Origin of the sequence: Streptomyces stoeckheimensis, from assembly GCF_045822005.1 — a bacterium.
GTDB lineage: Bacteria > Actinomycetota > Actinomycetes > Streptomycetales > Streptomycetaceae > Streptomyces > Streptomyces stoeckheimensis.
On the sequence record NZ_CP169550.1, the window covers coordinates 606,495 to 624,102 of the forward strand.

The 17,608-nt window shown below is 72.4% G+C and carries 14 protein-coding genes, 1 tRNA gene, 1 pseudogene and 1 riboswitch; of the genes and pseudogenes, 9 read left to right on the forward strand and 7 right to left on the reverse strand.

The window, feature by feature from the left end; all coding sequences use genetic code 11:
• Nucleotides 1–11: 11 nt before the first annotated feature.
• The 3 genes from ACE1OC_RS02730 (at nucleotide 12) to ACE1OC_RS02740 (ending at nucleotide 4,671) form a co-directional block, all read left to right on the forward strand.
• The gene (locus ACE1OC_RS02730; protein WP_407835613.1) at nucleotides 12–2,405 is read left to right on the forward strand and encodes a polysaccharide lyase 8 family protein; all 2,394 of its coding nucleotides are present in this window, start codon (nucleotides 12–14) and stop codon (nucleotides 2,403–2,405) included.
• A 91-nt stretch (nucleotides 2,406–2,496) separates the two neighbouring features.
• The gene (locus ACE1OC_RS02735; protein ID WP_407835614.1) at nucleotides 2,497–4,122 is read left to right on the forward strand and encodes a N,N-dimethylformamidase beta subunit family domain-containing protein; all 1,626 of its coding nucleotides are present in this window, start codon (nucleotides 2,497–2,499) and stop codon (nucleotides 4,120–4,122) included.
• 159 nt (nucleotides 4,123–4,281) lie between these two features.
• The gene (locus ACE1OC_RS02740) at nucleotides 4,282–4,671 is read left to right on the forward strand and encodes a VOC family protein (protein WP_407835615.1); all 390 of its coding nucleotides are present in this window, start codon (nucleotides 4,282–4,284) and stop codon (nucleotides 4,669–4,671) included.
• 48 nt (nucleotides 4,672–4,719) lie between these two features.
• On the opposite strand, the gene ACE1OC_RS02745 is transcribed toward ACE1OC_RS02740, so the two are convergent.
• The 4 genes from ACE1OC_RS02745 to ACE1OC_RS02760 all read right to left on the reverse strand — a co-directional run bounded on the left by ACE1OC_RS02745 (nucleotide 4,720) and on the right by ACE1OC_RS02760 (nucleotide 8,723).
• Nucleotides 4,720–5,532 carry an ABC transporter ATP-binding protein gene (locus tag ACE1OC_RS02745; protein ID WP_407835616.1) on the reverse strand — a complete coding sequence of 271 codons (813 nt, stop codon included), beginning with the start codon at nucleotides 5,530–5,532 and terminating at the stop codon, nucleotides 4,720–4,722.
• Nucleotides 5,529–6,584, reverse strand: a complete 1,056-nt coding sequence (locus ACE1OC_RS02750) for a FecCD family ABC transporter permease (protein ID WP_407835617.1) — start codon at nucleotides 6,582–6,584, stop codon at nucleotides 5,529–5,531. Before ACE1OC_RS02750 ends, ACE1OC_RS02745 begins: the two co-directional genes overlap by 4 nt.
• Nucleotides 6,581–7,573 carry an ABC transporter substrate-binding protein gene (locus ACE1OC_RS02755; RefSeq protein ID WP_407835618.1) on the reverse strand — a complete coding sequence of 331 codons (993 nt, stop codon included), beginning with the start codon at nucleotides 7,571–7,573 and terminating at the stop codon, nucleotides 6,581–6,583. Before ACE1OC_RS02755 ends, ACE1OC_RS02750 begins: the two co-directional genes overlap by 4 nt.
• A 37-nt stretch (nucleotides 7,574–7,610) precedes the next feature.
• A riboswitch (cobalamin riboswitch) is annotated at nucleotides 7,611–7,748 on the reverse strand.
• 9 nt (nucleotides 7,749–7,757) lie between these two features.
• Nucleotides 7,758–8,723, reverse strand: a complete 966-nt coding sequence (locus ACE1OC_RS02760; protein WP_407835619.1) for a helix-turn-helix domain-containing protein — start codon at nucleotides 8,721–8,723, stop codon at nucleotides 7,758–7,760.
• 324 nt (nucleotides 8,724–9,047) lie between these two features.
• Here ACE1OC_RS02760 and ACE1OC_RS02765 point away from each other — a divergent pair, with 324 nt between their 5' ends.
• Together ACE1OC_RS02765 and ACE1OC_RS02770 are read left to right on the forward strand one after the other, a co-directional pair.
• Nucleotides 9,048–9,494 (forward strand): hypothetical protein, encoded by a 447-nt coding sequence (locus ACE1OC_RS02765; protein ID WP_407835620.1) that lies wholly within the window; start codon nucleotides 9,048–9,050, stop codon nucleotides 9,492–9,494.
• Between the two features lie 259 nt (nucleotides 9,495–9,753).
• Nucleotides 9,754–11,766 carry a PA14 domain-containing protein gene (locus tag ACE1OC_RS02770; RefSeq protein ID WP_407835621.1) on the forward strand — a complete coding sequence of 671 codons (2,013 nt, stop codon included), beginning with the start codon at nucleotides 9,754–9,756 and terminating at the stop codon, nucleotides 11,764–11,766.
• Nucleotides 11,767–12,188: 422 nt separating this feature from the next.
• Here the strand turns inward: ACE1OC_RS02770 and ACE1OC_RS02775 are convergent, their stop codons facing one another.
• The gene (locus ACE1OC_RS02775) at nucleotides 12,189–12,353 is read right to left on the reverse strand and encodes a hypothetical protein (RefSeq protein ID WP_407841468.1); all 165 of its coding nucleotides are present in this window, start codon (nucleotides 12,351–12,353) and stop codon (nucleotides 12,189–12,191) included.
• A gap of 51 nt (nucleotides 12,354–12,404) precedes the next feature.
• On the opposite strand from ACE1OC_RS02775, the pseudogene ACE1OC_RS02780 reads away from it, so the two are divergent.
• A pseudogene (locus tag ACE1OC_RS02780) lies at nucleotides 12,405–12,815 on the forward strand (HAD family hydrolase); the annotation flags it as partial.
• 387 nt (nucleotides 12,816–13,202) lie between these two features.
• Here ACE1OC_RS02780 and ACE1OC_RS02785 read toward each other — a convergent pair.
• Nucleotides 13,203–13,275 (reverse strand) — tRNA-Trp (locus tag ACE1OC_RS02785).
• A 54-nt stretch (nucleotides 13,276–13,329) separates the two neighbouring features.
• A complete protein-coding gene (locus ACE1OC_RS02790; RefSeq protein WP_407835622.1) occupies nucleotides 13,330–14,064 on the reverse strand; it encodes an ankyrin repeat domain-containing protein in 735 nt (244 codons plus the stop codon).
• Between the two features lie 122 nt (nucleotides 14,065–14,186).
• Between ACE1OC_RS02790 and ACE1OC_RS02795 the strand changes: the two genes are divergently transcribed.
• The 3 genes from ACE1OC_RS02795 to ACE1OC_RS02805 all read left to right on the forward strand — a co-directional run bounded on the left by ACE1OC_RS02795 (nucleotide 14,187) and on the right by ACE1OC_RS02805 (nucleotide 17,593).
• A complete protein-coding gene (locus ACE1OC_RS02795; protein ID WP_407835623.1) occupies nucleotides 14,187–14,783 on the forward strand; it encodes a hypothetical protein in 597 nt (198 codons plus the stop codon).
• A gap of 151 nt (nucleotides 14,784–14,934) precedes the next feature.
• Nucleotides 14,935–16,269: a glycoside hydrolase family 18 protein gene (locus ACE1OC_RS02800; RefSeq protein WP_407835624.1), complete on the forward strand. Its 1,335-nt coding sequence runs from the start codon at nucleotides 14,935–14,937 to the stop codon at nucleotides 16,267–16,269.
• A gap of 79 nt (nucleotides 16,270–16,348) precedes the next feature.
• Nucleotides 16,349–17,593 carry a serpin family protein gene (locus ACE1OC_RS02805; RefSeq protein WP_407835625.1) on the forward strand — a complete coding sequence of 415 codons (1,245 nt, stop codon included), beginning with the start codon at nucleotides 16,349–16,351 and terminating at the stop codon, nucleotides 17,591–17,593.
• Nucleotides 17,594–17,608: the final 15 nt, after the last annotated feature.

The window sequence follows — 17,608 nt, forward strand, 5'->3', positions numbered from 1 at the left end:
AGGAGACTGTGATGACAGATGTGTGGAGCCGCCGTGCCTTCCTCACGGCGGTCGGTGGCAGCGTGGTGCTGCTCGGCACCCCCGCCTTCCCCGCGACCGCCGGGACGGTGACCTCGGTGCACGCCGCCATGCGCGCGGTGTGGCAGGGCCTCGTCCTGGGGAGCGTGTCCTCCCCCACCGCGGAGCCGTTCCGCACGCGGCTGACCGCGCTGGGCGCGCAGGCCGGCCAGTGGCGTTCTTCGATGGCCCCCGCGACCGGTTCGCTCTGGCCCGACCAGGTCTTCACCACCAACCCCGAGTGGATGGCGCAGAGCTACTACCGGCTGCGGAGCATGGCGGAGGCCTACGTCAGACCGGGGACGGGGCTCACCGGTGACGCCGCGCTGCGTACGGCCGTGCTGACCGGACTCGACCATCTCCACGCCCAGGTCTACAACGCCGGGCAGGCGCGGTACGGCAACTGGTGGTGTTGGCAGATCGGCGCCCCCCAGGCGCTGCTCGACACCGTCGTCCTGATGTACGGCCAGCTCTCCGCGGCCCAGCTCACCGCCTACTGCGCCGCCGTGGACCACTTCGTACCGGATTCCTCGGTCGGCTCGTACACGGGGACCAGCACCGGGGCGAACCGGGTGGACCTGTGCCGGGTGCTCGCGCTGCGCGGTGTGGTCGGCGGCGACGACGCGAAGATCGCCCTAGCCCGGGACGCGCTCACGCCGGTGTTCCCGTACGTCACCTCCGGCGACGGTCTCTATCGGGACGGCTCCTTCATCCAGCACACCTACGTCGCGTACACCGGCTCGTACGGTTCGGTCATGCTCGGCGGACTGGGCATGCTGTTCGGCCTGTTGAAGGGGACGGCCTGGGAGGTCACCGACCCCGGCGCGCAGATCGTCTTCGACGCGGTGGAGCACGCGTGGGCTCCGTTCCTCTACAACGGGCTGATGATGGACGCCGTATCGGGCCGGGCCCCGAGCCGCGGGGTCCAAGTGGCCGATCCGCTCCAGGCGCAGCTGGACGACCACACCCGCGGGCACTCGGTCCTCGCCGCGATCCTGCTCCTCGCCGAGGGCGCGAGCACCGCCGAACGGACGCGCTGGCGCGGACTCGTGAAGGGCTGGACGGCGCGGGACTACTACGGCCCCCCGCTGTCGGACGCCACCCAGAGCCTGTCGGCCCTGGCCCGGCTCTCCGAGGTCTCGGCGGACGCCGCGGTCACGGCGGTGCCCGAGCCGGTGGCGCACCGGCTGTTCCCCTCGATGGACCGGGCCACGCACCGCAGGCCGACGTGGGCGGCCTCCCTGTCCATGGCCTCGAAGCGGATCACGCACTACGAGACGGGCAACGGCGAGAACCTGCGCGGCTGGCACACGGGCAGCGGCATGCTCTCCTGGTGGGGCTCCACCTACGGGAACGGCCAGTACTCGGACGCGTTCTGGCCCACGGTCGATCCCTACCGGCTGCCCGGGACCACCGCCTCCCGCAAGGCGCTGGCCGACGGCGCCGGGGGCGACTGGGGTGCCTCCCGGCCGGACGTCACCTGGGTCGGCGGCACGACCGACGGGGAGTTCGCCTCGGTGGGCCAGCACCTGAAGGGGCTGGGCAGCACGCTCACGGCCCGCAAGTCCTGGTTCTTCCTCGACGACACGGTGGTCTGCCTGGGCGCCGGGATCAGCTCCACGGACGGCGCCGCGGTCGACACGGTCATCGACAACCGGAACCTGGGCGCGACCGGCGCCCACGCGCTGACCGTGAGCGGTACGGTCCAGCCGGCCACGCTGGGCTGGACCGCCTCCTTCCCCGGGCCCGGCTGGGCGCACCTGGCGGGCTTCGGCGGCTACGTGATGTCGGGTTCGGGCACCTTCCGGGCGCTGCGGGAGGCCCGCACCGGCCGGTGGAGCGACATCAACCGGGGCTCCTCCACCACGGTTCTCACCCGGCGCTACCTGACCCTCTGGTACGACCACGGGACGAACCCGGCCGCCGGCAGCTACGTCTACCAGCTGATGCCGGGAGCCTCGGCCGCCCAGACCTCGGCGCGGGCCGCCGCCGGCGGATGGCTCACGGTCCTCGCCAACAACCCGACCGCCCAGGGGGTGGCGGTGGGCTCGCTCGGCTTCACCGGGGTGAACTTCTGGCAGGCCGCGACCATCGGCGCCCTGCAGGCGAGCGCGCCGTGTTCGGTCACGGTGCGGGAGCTCGGCGACGGCACGGCCGTGGTCTGCGTCTCGGACCCGACCCGCACCCTCTCGGGGCTGACCCTCGTGTGGAACCGGCCCGTCGCCCAGGTGCTGTCCCAGCCGGCGAGCGTGGTCTCGGCAAGTACCGGGACCGCGCTCCAGCTCGGCTTCGGCAGCTTCACCGCCCTGGCGGGAGCGAGCCAGGTGGTGAAGGTGAGGCTGGGGTGATCTCGGCCACCCCGATGTCGGGCCGGCCTGATCCCCGGACACGCGCGGGGCGGTAAAAGCCGAGCCCACAGGGTGACATAGCGTGACCTGCATGGATCAGGAGCACATATCCGGGGACGGCGAAGGCGCGGGCAGGCGGCGGTTCCTCGCCCTGGCGACGGGGGCCGCGGCCACCGCCGCCGGGCTGGGGGCCGTGGCCGGCTGCGCGGGCGGGGACACGGGGGCGGCGGACGGGGCGGGGCCCGGCGAGAGCCCGGAGCCGTCCGGTCCCCCGCAGAAGGAGGAGGGGCCGCACGGCTTCGACGTCCGGGCCGAGAACGCCCGCCCGGGGAACGCCGACTGGCAGGTCACCAAGGCCGGCCCGGCCCGCGCCATCGAGGGCTTCGCCGACCGGGTCAGCGTGCTGCCCGGCGAGCCCTTCGGCCTGCACGTCTCCACCACTGCGCCCCGGTTCACCGTCTCCGCCTACCGCATGGGCTGGTACGGCGGCGCCCGGGCCCGCCTGGTCTGGCGTTCCGAGGCCCTGCCCGGGGTGCGCCAGCCCGACCACACGGTGGACGCCTCGACGCGTACGGTCCGCACCCGGTGGGCCCGTAGCACCACCGTCGAGACCAAGGACTGGCCCGAGGGCTGCTACCTGCTGCGCCTCGACGCGCAGGGCGGCGAGGGCCAGCGGTTCGTCCCCGTCACCGTGCGGTCCGCGGCCACGGCCGGACGTACCGTCGTGGTCAACGCGGTGGCGACCTGGCAGGCGTACAACCGCTGGGGCGGCTACGGCAGTTACGACGGCCCCAGCGGCGGATACGCCTCGCGCTCGCTCGCCGTGACCTTCGACCGGCCCTACGAGTACGACGACGGCGCGGGCCTCTTCCTGGTGTACGAGGCTCCGCTGCTCGCGCTCGCGGAACGGCTCGGCATCCCCCTGGCGTACACGACGACCACCGACCTGGCCCGGGAGAAGCGGCTGCTGGAGGGAGCATCGGCGGTCCTCTCCCTCGGACACGACGAGTACTGGTCACCCGAGCAGCGGGCGCACGTCACGGCGGCCCGGGACGCGGGAACCAACGTCGCGATCCTGGGCGCGAACTGCTGCTACCGCCGGATCCGGCTGGAGGCCTCCGAGCTCGGGCCGGACCGCACGGTGGTCTGCTACAAGTCCTCCTACGAGCAGGATCCCGGCTTCAAACGCGGACACCCCGCCACCGTCGACTTCCGTTCCGCACCGGCCGCCGACCCGGAGAGCTCGCTGCTCGGCGTGATCTACGACGGCTACCCGGTGGACGCCCCGTACGTGGTGACCAACCCGGGCCACTGGCTCTTCGAGGGGACCGGCGCGAAGGCCGGCGACAGCTTCCCGCACCTGGTCGGCGTGGAGTACGACAAGGTCAACACCGGTTTCACGACCCCGCGCCCGATCGAGATCCTGGCCCACTCCCCCGTGGTCTGCGAGGGTCGCCCCAGCCACCAGGACACGGCGTACTACACGACGCCGAGCGGCGCCGGCGTCTTCGCGACGGGGACGATGCGCTGGGTGGAGGCCCTCGATGCGAAGGGCGACGGCCGCAGCGGAGCCAACCACGGCCTGGACGCACGCTCGGGCACCCTGACCACGCGGGTGACGGAGAACCTGCTCCGCACCTTCGCGGCGGGCCCGGCGGGACGGACGCATCCGGCGCAGGACAACGTGAAGTCGGTGTACGGGGGTCCGGGCGCATGAGGCCCGCCACTCCCCCACCCCCGCTCGCCGGCACTCCGCCCAAACGCACTGGACTCATCCCGTAAGCGCTGTTTAGGATCATGCCGCGGCATCGCGTGTCGGTCACCGGCTGGGTGAGACATGGAGGTGCCGGGACGTGCCTTTCGGAGGCATCCACTCATGACGGTTCAGCTCAACCACACGATCATCCACTCCCGTGACCACCGGGAGTCGGCAGAATTCCTGGCGTACTTCCTCAACCTGGAGGTCGGAGCCCCCTGGGGCCCCTTCATCCCCGTCGAGATCGCCAACGGCGTCACCTTGGACTTCGCGACCGTCCCCGCAGAGTCCATCACCCCGCAGCACTACGCGTTCCTCGTCTCCGAGGCCGAGTTCGACGAGGCCTTCGAGAAGATCAAGCGGGCGAAGATCACCTACTTCGCCGACCCGCACGGACAGCGCCCCGGTGAGATCAACCACAACGACGGCGGCCGCGGCGTCTACTTCCAGGACCCCTCGGGCCACGGCATGGAACTGATCACCGTCCCGTACGGCGGCTTCCCGCAGTAGGACCCGGGCCCGCCCGGCCTCGCCGGGCGGGCCTCGTCCGCCGTCACCTCAGAATCCCGTCCGTACCCCGTCCCCGTCCCCGCCATCCGGAAGGTAGACGATGTGCGGCGCGCCCGTCGTCGGATGGGTGGCGATGCGGGTGCGCACCCCGTAGACCTCCGCCAGCAGGGGCTCCGTCAGCACCTCCGCCGGAGTGCCGCAGGCCGCCACGCGGCCGCCCGCCAGGACGTACAGCCGGTCGCAGTACATCGCCGCCAGGTTGAGGTCGTGCAGGACCAGCAGGGCGGTGGCCGGCAGGGCGCGGACCAGGCCGAGGATCTCCAGTTGGTAGCGGATGTCCAGATGGTTGGTCGGTTCGTCCAGGGCGAGCAGGCCGGGGTCCTGGACGAGGGCGCGGGCCACCAGGGCGCGCTGGCGTTCGCCGCCCGAGAGCCCGTCGAAGCGGCGGTCCGCGAGGGCGGCCGCGCCGACGGTGTCCAGGGCCCGCGCGACGCGGCGTACGTCGTCGGGTCCGTCCTGCTCCCAGAACCGTTTGTGCGGGCTGCGCCCCATGGCGACCACCTCGCGCACGGTGAGACCGAACGTACCGGCCGCGTCCTGGGGCACCACCGCCACCCGCCGGGCGCGGTCCTTGACGCCCAGCGAGGCCGCGTCCGCACCGTCCAGCAGGACGCGCCCGCCGGTCGGGCGCAGGGCGCCGTAGACGCAGCGCAGCAGGGTCGTCTTGCCGCTGCCGTTGGGACCGACGACCCCGACCGTCTCGCCAGGGCGGGCTGTCAGGTCGATCCCGTGCAGCAGCGGCTGCCCGTCGATCGCGTACCGCACGGCCTCGGCGGCGAGTTCCGCAGGTCCCTCCGTCATCCCACGACCCCTTCGGTACGGGTGGACCTGCGCAGCATCCACAGGAAGAACGGCCCGCCCACCAGCGCGGTGACCACGCCCACCGGGATCTCCTCCGGTGCGGCGGCGGTACGGGCGATCAGGTCGGCCAGGGTCAGGAACACCGCCCCGCCCAGCGCGGCCACGGGCAGCAGCGCCCGGTGCCCGGCGCCGACAACCATCCGGGCGGCGTGCGGGACCATCAGCCCCACGAAGCCGATCGCCCCGCTGTAGGCCACCAGTACGCCGATGACCAGCGAGGTGAGGACGAACACGGCGGCCCGGAACCGGCCCGTGTCCAGGCCGAGCGTCTGGGCGCCCTCCTCCCCCGCGAGCAGCAGGTCGAGCGGCCGGGCCAGGGCGACGAGCAGCCCGGTGCCCAGGAGCAGGGCCCCGGCGGGCAGGGCCAGTTCGCTCCAGCGCGCCCCGCCCAGCCCGCCGAGGGTCCAGAACAGCACGCTGCGGATCTGATCGGGATGGGCGGCCAGCACCAGGATCAGGCTGGTCAGGGCGGAGAGCACGTACTGGACGGCGACTCCGGCGAGGATCAGCCGGCCGGTGGTCATGGTGCCGCCCCGCCGGGCCATCGCGTAGACGGCGATGAGCGCGCCCATCGACCCGGCGAACGCGGCGAGCGGTACCGCGGCGCCGCCCGCGAAGCCGAGGAACCCGGCGCCGAAGACGATCACCAGCACCGCCCCGGCCGAGGCCCCGGAGGAAGCCCCGAGCAGGAACGGGTCGGCGAGCGGATTGCGTACGAGGGCCTGGAGCACGGTTCCCGCGACGGCGAGGCCCGCGCCGACGACGGCTCCGAGCAGGACGCGCGGCATGCGGACGTCCCACACGATCGCCCCGAAGGCGCCTGCTCCCCCTCCGGGTCCCGGCCCTGCGAGCACGATGTCGAGCACCCGGCCCGGAGGGATCCGTACCGGCCCCAGGGCCAGGCCCGCCAGGGCCGACGCGGCCAGCGCGGCGCCGAGCAGGGCCAGTACGACCGGGGTACGGGTGAACGCGCGGGCGGCCCGGAGCCTCACGGGGCGGCGGGGTGGAGCTGGCCGCCCAGCGATTCGACGGCGTCGGCGACGCGTACGCCGAGCACGGCGGAGGACAGCGGCAGCACGACGAACCGCTGGTTCTTGACCGCGGGGACCTGCGCCAGCGCCGGGTCGTTCAACAGGCGCCGCTTCTTGGCCTCGACGGTGGTGCCGCCGTAGTCGTAGATGAGGACGACCTCGGGCTTGCGCTCGATGACCTTCTCCCACGACACGTCGCCGAAGGTGTCGTCGAGGTCGGCGAACACGTTCGTGCCGCCCGCCAGCGCGACGATCTCGTTGCCGATGCCCTTGCCGCCCGAGGTGAAGGCGGAGGCCTCGCCCGAGTCGTAGACGAAGACGGCGGGCTTGGCCCGGTCCTTCACGCGTGCGCTGACGGCCTCGATGCGGCGCTGTTCGTCCGCGATGAGGCGTTCGCCGCGCTCGGGCACGCCGAAAGTCCGTGCCACCTCGCTGATTTCGGTCCTGAGCTGGTCGAGGCCGACCTTGCCGTCGGTGCAGTACTCCACGCTGAGGCGGGAGTTGATGCCGGACTTCGCGAGTCCCTCGCGGTCGCGGCCCTGCGCCTTGTCGAAGGCGCTGGAGTAACCCCCGTACACGAAGTCGGGGTTGGCGCCGAGCAGGATCTCCTTGGAGGGGTACTCCTTCGCCAGCACCTTGATCTTGTCGTACGCGGGCCGGTAGGCGGGCAGTACGGCGTCGTCCAGGTAGGCCGTCCCGACCGTCTTCCCCTCCAGCCCGAGGGCCAGGAGGATCTCGGTGGCGTGCTGGTTCATCGCGACCGCACGCTGCGGCGGTGCCTGATAGGTGCTGGTGACACCGCAGTTGGTGACCGTGTACGGGAATCCGGGCGCGGCGCCCGCCGACGCCTTCGCGTCCTGCGCCGCGGGGGATCCCCCGCACGCGGCCAGCGGTATCAGGAGGGGGACGGGCAGGAGCGCGCGCAGCAGCGCACGGGGGTACGAAGACATGGTGAAGCCTCTCCGGGGGATCCGCGTCCCCTGGTCGAACCGAAAGAGGCGGTGCGTCAGTGTCTGACTCCCGGGTCCCCTCGCGGGGGTGTCCGGTCACAGTGGCGGGACCGCACCGGATTCGCACCGGTTTCCTGTCCTGCACCGCCTGGATAACCCGGCCCAGTGTGCCAGAAGGGCGACGTCAGCGGTGCGAGCGCACCCCATCGGCCGCCCGGGAGGCGAGGGTGCGCAGCGCCTCGTCGGAGGGTGATCCCGGTTCGGCCGTGTAGAGGTAGAGGGTCTGGTCGGGGTCGTCCGGGAAGGCGAAGGACTCGTACTCCAGGGCCAGTTCACCGACGGCGGGGTGTCGGAAGCGCTTGGTGCCGTGGGTGTGTTCGAGCACGTCGTGCCCGGCCCACCAACGCCGGAAATCCCCGTCGAGGGTGCCCAGTTCCTCGACGAGCGGACTCAGATCCGGATCGTACGGGTGCCGGCCCGCGTAGAACCGCAGCGCGGCGACGGCTGCGCGCGCGGCACCCTCCCAGTCGGCGAAGAGCCCGCGGGCGGCGGGGTCGAGGAAGAGGAACCGCGCCAGGTTGCGCCCGCGTCGACCGGGCGCGCCCGGCTCCGGGGTATGGGGATCCGGGGTGTGGGGCGCTGCCGCGCCGAAGTCGGCGTACAGGGCCTCGGCGAGCCGGTTCGCGGCCAGCACCTCGAGCCGGCGCCCCATGATCATCGCCGGGGTGCCGTCCTCCAGGGCGTCCAGTACCCGGTACAGGCCCGCCCGGACCTGCTGCGGGCCGGCGGCTTCCAGGGGGCCGGGAGGTCCGGCCGCCGCGCCGGCGGCGCGGCGGCCGGACCCGGGGGCCCGCTGCGGCCGGGCCAGGTCGAAGAGGTGGGACCGCTCGGTGGCGTCGAGCCGCAGCGCCCGGGCCACGGCGTCGAGGACCTCATCGGAGACGTGCAGGGTGCGCCCCTGCTCCAGCCGCGTGTAGTAGTCGACGCTGACCCCCGCAAGCAGCGCGACCTCCTCCCGCCGCAACCCGGGCACCCGCCGCTTCCCCGGGTGGGCGGCGACCCCCACCTCCTCGGGGCCGATCCGGGCACGCCGGGAACGCAGGAAGTCCCGCAGGTCGGAACGGGGCTCGCGCCCGGCGGTGGCGTTCATTCCCCCAGGCTAGGCGGTCCCCCCGCCTTCCTCCGTCACCTCCGCACCGGACCACTCCGAGCCGACGCCACAAGCCACCGCCCCACGGGCCCGGCGCCGGGCACCACCCAAGAAGCGGTGCACCCCCGGCAGCGGGAGCGGGACGGGGCGGCCCCACCGCACCCACACCACCGGATCGGACCGCCGGCCGGCTCGGACTGCCCGGGCCATCCCGGCTGCCCAACTGCCCAGCTGCCCAACCGCCCCGGGCCACAGTCGCGCCACGTCTGTCACAGCCCGGTCACATCAGCCCCACAGGACCCGCTCCCGGGCCACCATGACCCGATGCGCAGACACCACGTGATCATCGCCCTCACCGGCGCCGGAATCCTCGCCCTCACCGGTTGCGGCAGCGACTCCGAGGCACCGACCTCCGGCAAGCCCTCCACCTCGACCGTGCCGAGCGCCGACCCGAGCGCCAGACCCAGCGCCGATCCGAGCGCGGCCCGCCCCGACAGCGGCCTCCCGCCGAGCCCCGCGCCGGCGCAACGCGCCTCCTATCTGGCCGCGCTGAACAAGATCGACCCCGAGATCGTCAACGGCCAGGACGACAAGGCCGTCTCGCGGGGCCTGGACCAGTGCCAGTCCATGAAGGGCGAGAAGGACCCGACCAAGCGAGTGGCCGGCGCGAACCAGCGCTTCATCGGCCCCAACCACCCCGACGGCTTCGGCCCCGTCAAGTCCGCCCTGATCGTCGCAGCCACCCAAGCCAACCTCTGCCCGACCTACTGAGCCCAAGGGGGCGGACCTCAGGCGCCGGTAGCGGCTCGCCTTCGACGACGAGCTCGGCCTCGACGAGCTCGTCGCTGTCCCGGCCGTCCACCGCGGACTGCGGATGCCCTGTCATGTGCCCCTCCCCTGCGCCTTCCAGAGCTTTGGCGCCTTCCCCCGTTCTCGTCCAGCCCGATCATGACCAGTAGAGTCTGCCCGGCGGAAGATCAACCCCCCGTGACCCGCCAGTCCACCTTCCTCTCCGGACAGGCCTCACACCGTGACCACACCTCCTCGGCGGCATCGTGGCGCCGCCGCACTGGCTGCCATAGCCACCGCCTGCGGACTGATCACCGCCGCAGGCACCACCTCGGCCGCCGCAGCCACGGCGACGGCGACGTGCCCGTCGCCGCAGTTCACCCGCGATTTCTTCCCGACCACCTCGTTCAGCCAGGCGCCCGTACGGACCGACTGCGACATCGCGGTCGACGAGAACTGGGGCACCGGCGCTCCGGCCGCCGGCCTGCCGTCCGACAATTTCGGGGTCCGCTGGTCCCTGGACCGCGACTTCGGATCGGGCGGCCCGTTCACCCTGACGGCCACCGGACAGGACGGCATACGCGTCTACCTCGACGGTGCCCTTCACATCGACCTGTGGAAGAACGTCGCGGCCGACCAGACGCAGACCGTGAACGTGACGATTCCGCCCGGCACCCACAAGTTGCGCGTCTACACCGTCAACTGGAGCGGCGCCGCCGACGTGAAGTTCGGCTACGTGCCCAGGACCTCCGCGGCCGAGGACAAGGTCAAGCCCCTCGCCCCGACCGGCGTCACGTCAGTGCTCGACAACACCACCGCGCAGGTGAAGGTGGCCTGGGCCGCGAACAGGGAAATGGACCTCGGCGTCTACCGGGTCTACCGACGGCTCGCGGGGACCACCGCCTGGACCGCCGTCCGCACCACGAAGGCAACGTCCTTCGCCGAGCCGCCGCCCGAAGGCGCCGGCCGTACCTACCAGTACCAGGTACGTGCCTTCGACCTGGCCGGCAACGCCTCTGCCGCGACCGCCGGGCAGCCGGTGACCACCTCCAACGCCGCCGTCCCCGGCGTTCCCCGTGCCACAGCCGCCGACACCGGCATCTCGCTGACCTGGCCGGCATCCCCCGGAGCAACCGGCTACCTGGTCAAGCGGATCGGTGACCCCACCGTCCGCAAGACCACCGCGACGAGCTTCAAGGACACCGCGGCCCCGCGCTCGGTCGTCTCCGAGTACCAGGTCTCGGCCGTCGACTCGGCCGGCCGGGCCTCCCGGTACAGCACCCCGGTCACCGCTCGCCGCCCGGTCGCGGCACCGCACGAGGTCACCGCGAAACCTGCCGGCAAGTACGTCGACCTGACCTGGAAGGTCCGCCCCGCAACGGACGGCGCCTACGAGGGCTTCACCGTCTACCGGTCCACCACTCTCCCCGTGAACACCCAGACGGCGGAGGTCTTCTGCGGCGGACGCACCTCGAAGAAGCTGCCGGACGGGCGGATCCAGTGGGCCTGCCAGGACAACGGGACCGCAGCCGACACCAAGTACCACTACGCGGTGAAGGGCTGGGGCGTCGAGCAGCACGCGGGCAACACCTCCGTGCCGTCCAACACCGCCACCGTCACCACCGGCTCCCGCGACCAGACACCACCCCCCGCGGTCACCGGCCTGACCGCGCGGGCCACCGCCTACGGCATCGTCCTGAAGTGGAACGCCAACCCGGCCGCCGACCTCCAACGGTACGAGGTCTACGCCGGCACCCCGATGGGCCAGGACTGCTCGGCGGGCGTGACCGCGTACCTCGGCACAGCTGACACGTCGTACCTGCTGGAGACGCTGCCCGACGGCGAGAAACTGTGCTTCTTCGTCGACGCCGTCGACACCACCGGAAACTCCAGCTTCCAGTGGACCGGGGATGCCTCGGTCGCGAACGCGACCGAACTGGACCTGACACCGTCCGTCGCGACTCCCGAGAACGGACCGGTCACCCTCGAAGCCACCCGTACGACCTCCGGCACCGGCGCGGAACTTTCGTGGAACAAGGTCACGGACGCGATCGGCTACCTGGTGTACCGCTGGAATCCGACGACCAAGGCCTACGAGAAACTGACGCCCCAGCCCATCACCGGCACCGCGTACACAGACTCCGCCCCGCCCACCGGAACCACCCACTTCTACCGGGTGACCGCCTCATACCCCGACGGCAAGGAGTCGGCCCCCGGCGGGACCTACGTGATCCTCCCGCCGGCCCACCCATAGGGGAAGCGCGTGTTCCGCGGACGGAGGGGCGGGACCCGGCCCTCCTCGGCGTTGCGCCCTGACGTGGTCGGCGGCCAACAGCAGCCACTCCTGGATCGCGGTCTCGGGCAGGTCGGACAGCGTGCCTGGCTGTTGGTCCGCATCCGCGATCTCCGGGTCCATCCGCAAGTCCGGCGCCGTGCCGCCGGCACCGAGACCCATGTCCGTCCGCACGGCTCGCGTCCTTGAGCGAAGCGACATGCGAGAACTGGGGTACGAGCGACCCCGCCGTCCAACGGCGGTGGGGCGTTCGGGTCCAGCCGCCCTCCTGGGCCGGCCGCCTGCACTCCTCAGTCAGCGCCTTCACCTGGGCGTGCGCGCCGTCTGCGGCCTGCTTGCAGGGCCACAAGGTCATCATTCAGGTCGATTGCCACGGCGGGAACCTAGGCGGCAGGTCTGACATCGGCCCGGATCGCCGCGGTCCACTCCTCGAGCAGCTCCTCGTACCGCGGCGAGGCAGCCCCGCCCGCGGCGACGAGCGCCCGAATCTCACGGTTGATCTCCGCGAGAGGGCGCGCAGGGCCGGGGTCGGGAGGGGTGGGGGACATGTCGCACAGGATATCGGGCGGGGGTTAGCCCGTCGTAAGATCGCCCGCACGATTCGGACTGTCGTGCTCGACGTCGGCGAAACCCTGACCCGTGACGACCGCTACTGGGCGTCTTGGGCGGACTGGCTCGGCATTCCCCGGCATACGCTGTCCGCGCTCGTCGGCGCCGTCGTGGTCGACGGCCGCGACAACGCCGACGCGCTCCGACTGCTCAAGCCCGGCGTCGCCAAGCCGTCGCCGGACTTCTTCCACCAGGTCATCGGCGTTGCCCAAGCCCTCGCCAGCGAGACCCTGTACGTCGGCGACCACCCTCAGAACGACATCTACCCCGCCATCGCCGCGGGCCTGTGGACCGCGCACTTGCGCCGCGGACCCTGGGGCTACTGGTGGGCCGACGACGAGACCCTCCAGCGGGCCGCCGACTACGCCGTCGACTCCCTGATGGACATCCCCGACCTCGTCAACCCGTCTTGGAGAAAGGCGCGTCCGGCCTGCGGCGCAAGGTCGAGCAGGGCACCCGCCTACCCGGCGACGACACCCTCGAGGCCATCGCCGGAGCGCTCAGCATCGATCCCGGGTAGCTGCTGCCCGGCCACGACCGGAGCGCCGGGCGCTCAGCTGCGAAGCGGCCCCCTTCGCAGCACCGAAGGGGGCCGCTCCATGGATCCGACCCGAATGGACGGCAAGATCGGATGGGGGATTTGGGAAGGTGGAGTGCCGTAGTCAGGCTGCTGGCACGTGTGGTGAGAGTGAATCACCCGACAGGCACAGCGCACGCAGGCACAGAAAAGCCCAGGTTCAGATTTCTCTGACCTGGGCCTTCAGTCGAAATGTACCAACTCATCACAGCAGGGGCGGCAGGGCTCGAACCTACGACAACCGGTTTTGGAGACCGGTGCTCTACCAACTGAGCTACGCCCCTTCGGTGAGACCAACCATGCCATGCCGCCCTCCGAAGATCCACTGAATTCGGTGGTCAACCGTTGAGAATTTCGTCCCGCGTGCGGGCGCCCGCCGACTTGAGCCAGTCGCTGAGCGGATTGTCATCGCTGGTCAGGGCCATGTCGAGGGGGGTCTGGCCGCCGTGACCGATCCAGTTGATGTCCGCTCCTTGAGACAACAAGTATTGCGCTGTGGACAGTTGGCCCCCGTGGCACGCCCCCCAGAAGGCGCTGGTGATCGTGTCCGGATCCGCCCCCGCCTCGACGGAGTCCTCGACCGCGGCGAGGAGTCCGAGGGTGGCCGCGTCCTGGAGGGTGGGGCGGGCTCCGAGTTCGAGGAGTCTGCGCGCCGCCCGCCATTGCCCGAAGCCGCTCGCGTCGGCCAGGGGGGCGCCGCCTCCCAGGACCGAGCCCGGGGCCTCGAGGTCGGCCCCGGCTTCGACCAGGGCGTCGATCGCGGTGACGTCGTCGTTGCTCGCGGCCCAGTGCAGCGGGGTTTCCCGGTGCGAGCCGACGAAGCGGGCTCCCGGGTCGGCTCCGGCGGCGACGAGGGTACGGATCACCTCCGCGGTCCGCGGGTAGTGGCCGGGCCAGTCCACGGCGAGGTGCAGCAAGCTCCGCTCGCCCGCCGCCTCGCCCCGCTTCACGATCCGGCTACCCGCCAGCCCGGGGTGCGCGTCCAGCAGCCGCCGGAGTCCGTCCAGATCGCCGCCCCGGATCGCGGCCGTGACGGCTACGGCGAGCGGGTCCTCCGATGAGAGATGGAGCATGCGGCCCAGCCTACGAGTCCCCGGCAGCCCAGGAGGGCCAGGAGGGCCAGGACGGCCAGGAGGCACGGTCGGCGTGGGTCGCGCGCCCGGCCCCCGCGGAGGATCGTGGGAGCGTGGGCAGGGTGACGAGTGGTGCGGCCACGGCAGGTTCCGCCCGGCAGGGGCCGGCTCGGCCGGGCCCCGCCGGGCGACGCCGCCCGCGCACGCTCGCCGTCCTCGCGGCGCTGGCGGCGCTGACGGCCGCCCTGCTCCTCGGCCCCGCGCCCCTGAGTTCCGGTGCCGGTCCGGGGCCGGACGCCTCCGGCGAGACCGTGTCCCTCACCGGAACCGCCCCCGGCGCGCGGCTCGACGCGACCCTCGTGCGGGTGGCCGACCCGGCGGGCCCCGCGCCCGACGGCGCGGACCGGCTGGTCTCCGTACAGCTGCGCCTGGAGAACACCGGGACGGCCGTGTACGAGGATTCCCCGGCCGCCGCCACCCATCTGCTGGATTCCGAGGGGCACCGCTTCACCGGCCTGAGCCCGTCAGAGGAGCCCGGCGTGGCCGACGTGGCCGGCGCCGGCGGGGCCGCCTTCCCCGAGACCGTCACCCTCGACCCCGGCGCCACGGCGACCGGCCTCGTCGTCTTCCGGCTTCCGCGGGACGCGGGCCTCGCCGCGGTCCAGTTCGCCCTCGACGGCGGCCTCGCCAACGACGTCGCCCAGTGGAGCCTGGCCTGACCCGGGTGGACCCTTCCACGGACGCTCCGGACGGCCACCCGTCCGCACCGACTTGCCCCGCCCCCTTGACCCACTCTGGTCCAGACCAATAGTTTCCGCATGCACAGCGCACGCGCCCCGGCACCACTCACCGCATCCGCAAAGGAAGCCCATGCGCCGCAGCATGCTCGGCAGGCTGGCAGTCGCCGCCTGCTCCCTCTCCCTGCTGACCGCCTTCGCCCCCGCCCACGACGGCTCCGGCCACGAGGACTCCGGGCACGGCCGCTCGTACAAGAAGGTCGGCTACTTCACCCAATGGGGCGTCTACGGACGGGACTTCCAGGTCCAGGACCTGGAGAAGAACGGCAGCGCGAGCAAGCTCACGCACATCAACTACGCCTTCGGCAACATCAGCGCGGACGGCAAGTGCTTCACCGGCAACATCCCCGGTGAGGCCGACGCCTGGGCCGACTACGTGCGTCCACTGGACGCCGAGAACTCGGTGGACGGCGTCGCCGACGACTGGGTGCAGCCGCTCGCCGGCAACTTCAACCAGCTCCGCGAGCTCAAGGCCAAGCACCCGAACCTCAAGGTGCTGATCTCGCTGGGCGGTTGGAGCTGGTCCACGCACTTCTCGGACGCCGCGCTCACCCCGGCCTCGCGCAAGGCCCTCGTCTCCTCCTGCATCGACCTGTACATCAAGGGCAACCTCCCGCAGGACGGCAGCCGCGGCGGCGCCGGTTCGGCCGCCGGCCTCTTCGACGGGATCGACCTCGACTGGGAGTGGCCCGGCTCCTCGGGCAACACCGACACCACCTACCGCCCCGAGGACAAGAAGAACTTCACCGCGCTGGTGAGCGAGTTCCGCACGCAGCTCGACGACTACGCCCGCAGCCAGAAGCGGAAGGCGAAGTACGAGCTCTCCGCCTTCGTCCCGACCGCCCCCGCCAAGATCGACGCGGGCTTCGACGTCCGCCGGATCATGCGCGACCTGGACTTCGTGACCCTCCAGGGCTACGACTTCCACGTCTCCGGCGAGGCCACCACCGCCCAGCAGTCCGCGCTGTACGCGCGGAACGACTTCAGCGTCGACGGCACCGTGGACGCCTGGGAGCGGCGCGGCGCACCCGCGCACAAGCTCGTGATGGGCATGCCGTTCTACGGGCAGGGCTGGACCGGAGTCAGCGGCGGCGGGGACGGCATGGGGCAGCCCGCGACGGGTCCGGCTCCGGCCAAGTGGGCTTCCGGGTACGCGGACTACAAGGAGCTCAAGGAGCTCGCGGCATCCGGTACGTACAAGCTCCACCGGGACCGCCGCAACGGCAGTGCCTGGCTGTTCGACGGCACCACCCTGTGGACGTACGACGACCCGCAGGTGCTGCGCGCCAAGACCCGGTACATCCGCGAAGAGGGCCTCGGCGGCGCGATGTTCTGGTCGCTGGACGCGGACACCGACGACGGCGAGCTGATGACCGCGGTCGACGAGGGCCTGCGCGGCCGCCACTGACGGCTCCGCCCCCGAACAGCGCCGCCGGGCCGTGGAAAACGACCCGTCCCGGCGGCGCCCCAACCCTTACGCTCCCCGCATGAAGACGCAGACGGTACGAGCGGTCAACGCACTCACCTCGCGCTGGGCCGGCCGGGCCGTGACGGGCGACGAGGGCACGGTCCTCACCGCGGCCGGGGTCTGGCCGCTGCTGGGCCTGCTCGCCGACGGCGCCGCGGGACCCGCCCGCAGCGAGCTGGAACAGGCCCTCGGCATACCCGCCGACTCGGCGGCCGAAGCCGCCCGGGAGTTCCTCACCGCCCTGGACGCCGTACGGGGCCTGCGCGCCGCCACCGGCTTCTGGGCCGCACGCGACCTCCTCCTGGACGAGGCGTGGTCGGCCCGGCTCCCCGCCGGGACCCGGGGCACCCTCACCGGCGACGAGGACACCGACCGCAAGGCCCTGGACGCCTGGGCGGCCGAACGCACCGACGGCCTCGTCGAGCAGATGCCGATCCCCGTCGCCGAAGAGACGCGCTTCGTGCTCGCCTCCGCGCTCATGCTGCACGCGCGGTGGATCCAGCCCTTCGAGGCCTGGACGCGCGAGATCGACGAAGGCCCCTGGGCGGGGCAGGAGGTGCAGGCCCTGAGCCGCAGTACGACCCTCCTCGACCGGGTGCGCGTGGCCCGGGCGCCCGGCGGCCCGGTGACCCTGCTGGAGGTGGTGGGCGACGGCGGGGTGGACGTCCACCTCGTCCTGGGCGAGCCGCAGGCCCCGCCGGGCCGGACCCTCCAGGCGGGCATCGCGGCCGTCACCCGGGCGATCCCGTCCACGGGCGCGAGCCTGCTGCCCGAGGGGAACCCCGGGCCGGGACTGCGCATCGGGAGCGTCCGCTCGGAACGCCGCGAACACCGGCTGAACATCAGCACGGTGGCCTTCGAGGTGACGGCGGCCCACGATCTCCTCGACCCGGCAGCGCTGTTCGGCCTGCAGAGCGCCTCCGACACCCGGAGCGGCCACTTCCCGGGCATCAGCGGCGAGCCGCTGGCCGTTGGCGCCGCCCGGCAGTCGGCCGTGGCGCGCTTTCACTCCGAGGGGTTCGAAGCGGCCGCCGTGACGGCGATCGGGGCTGCCGTCGGCTGCGCGATGCCCCGGCTGAGGTACCGCGTCCGACAGGCCGAGGTCGCCTTCCACCGCCCCTTCGGCTTCCTCGCCGTCCATCGGACCTCGCGCCTGGTGCTCGCCGCGGGCTGGGTGGCGGACGCCCTCCCGCCCGAGGAGTGGGACCACGAGGCGGAGGAAGCGGCGTACTGGGCCAAGCTCGATGCCGAGGAACGGGGTTGAGCCGCTCCCGCTCCG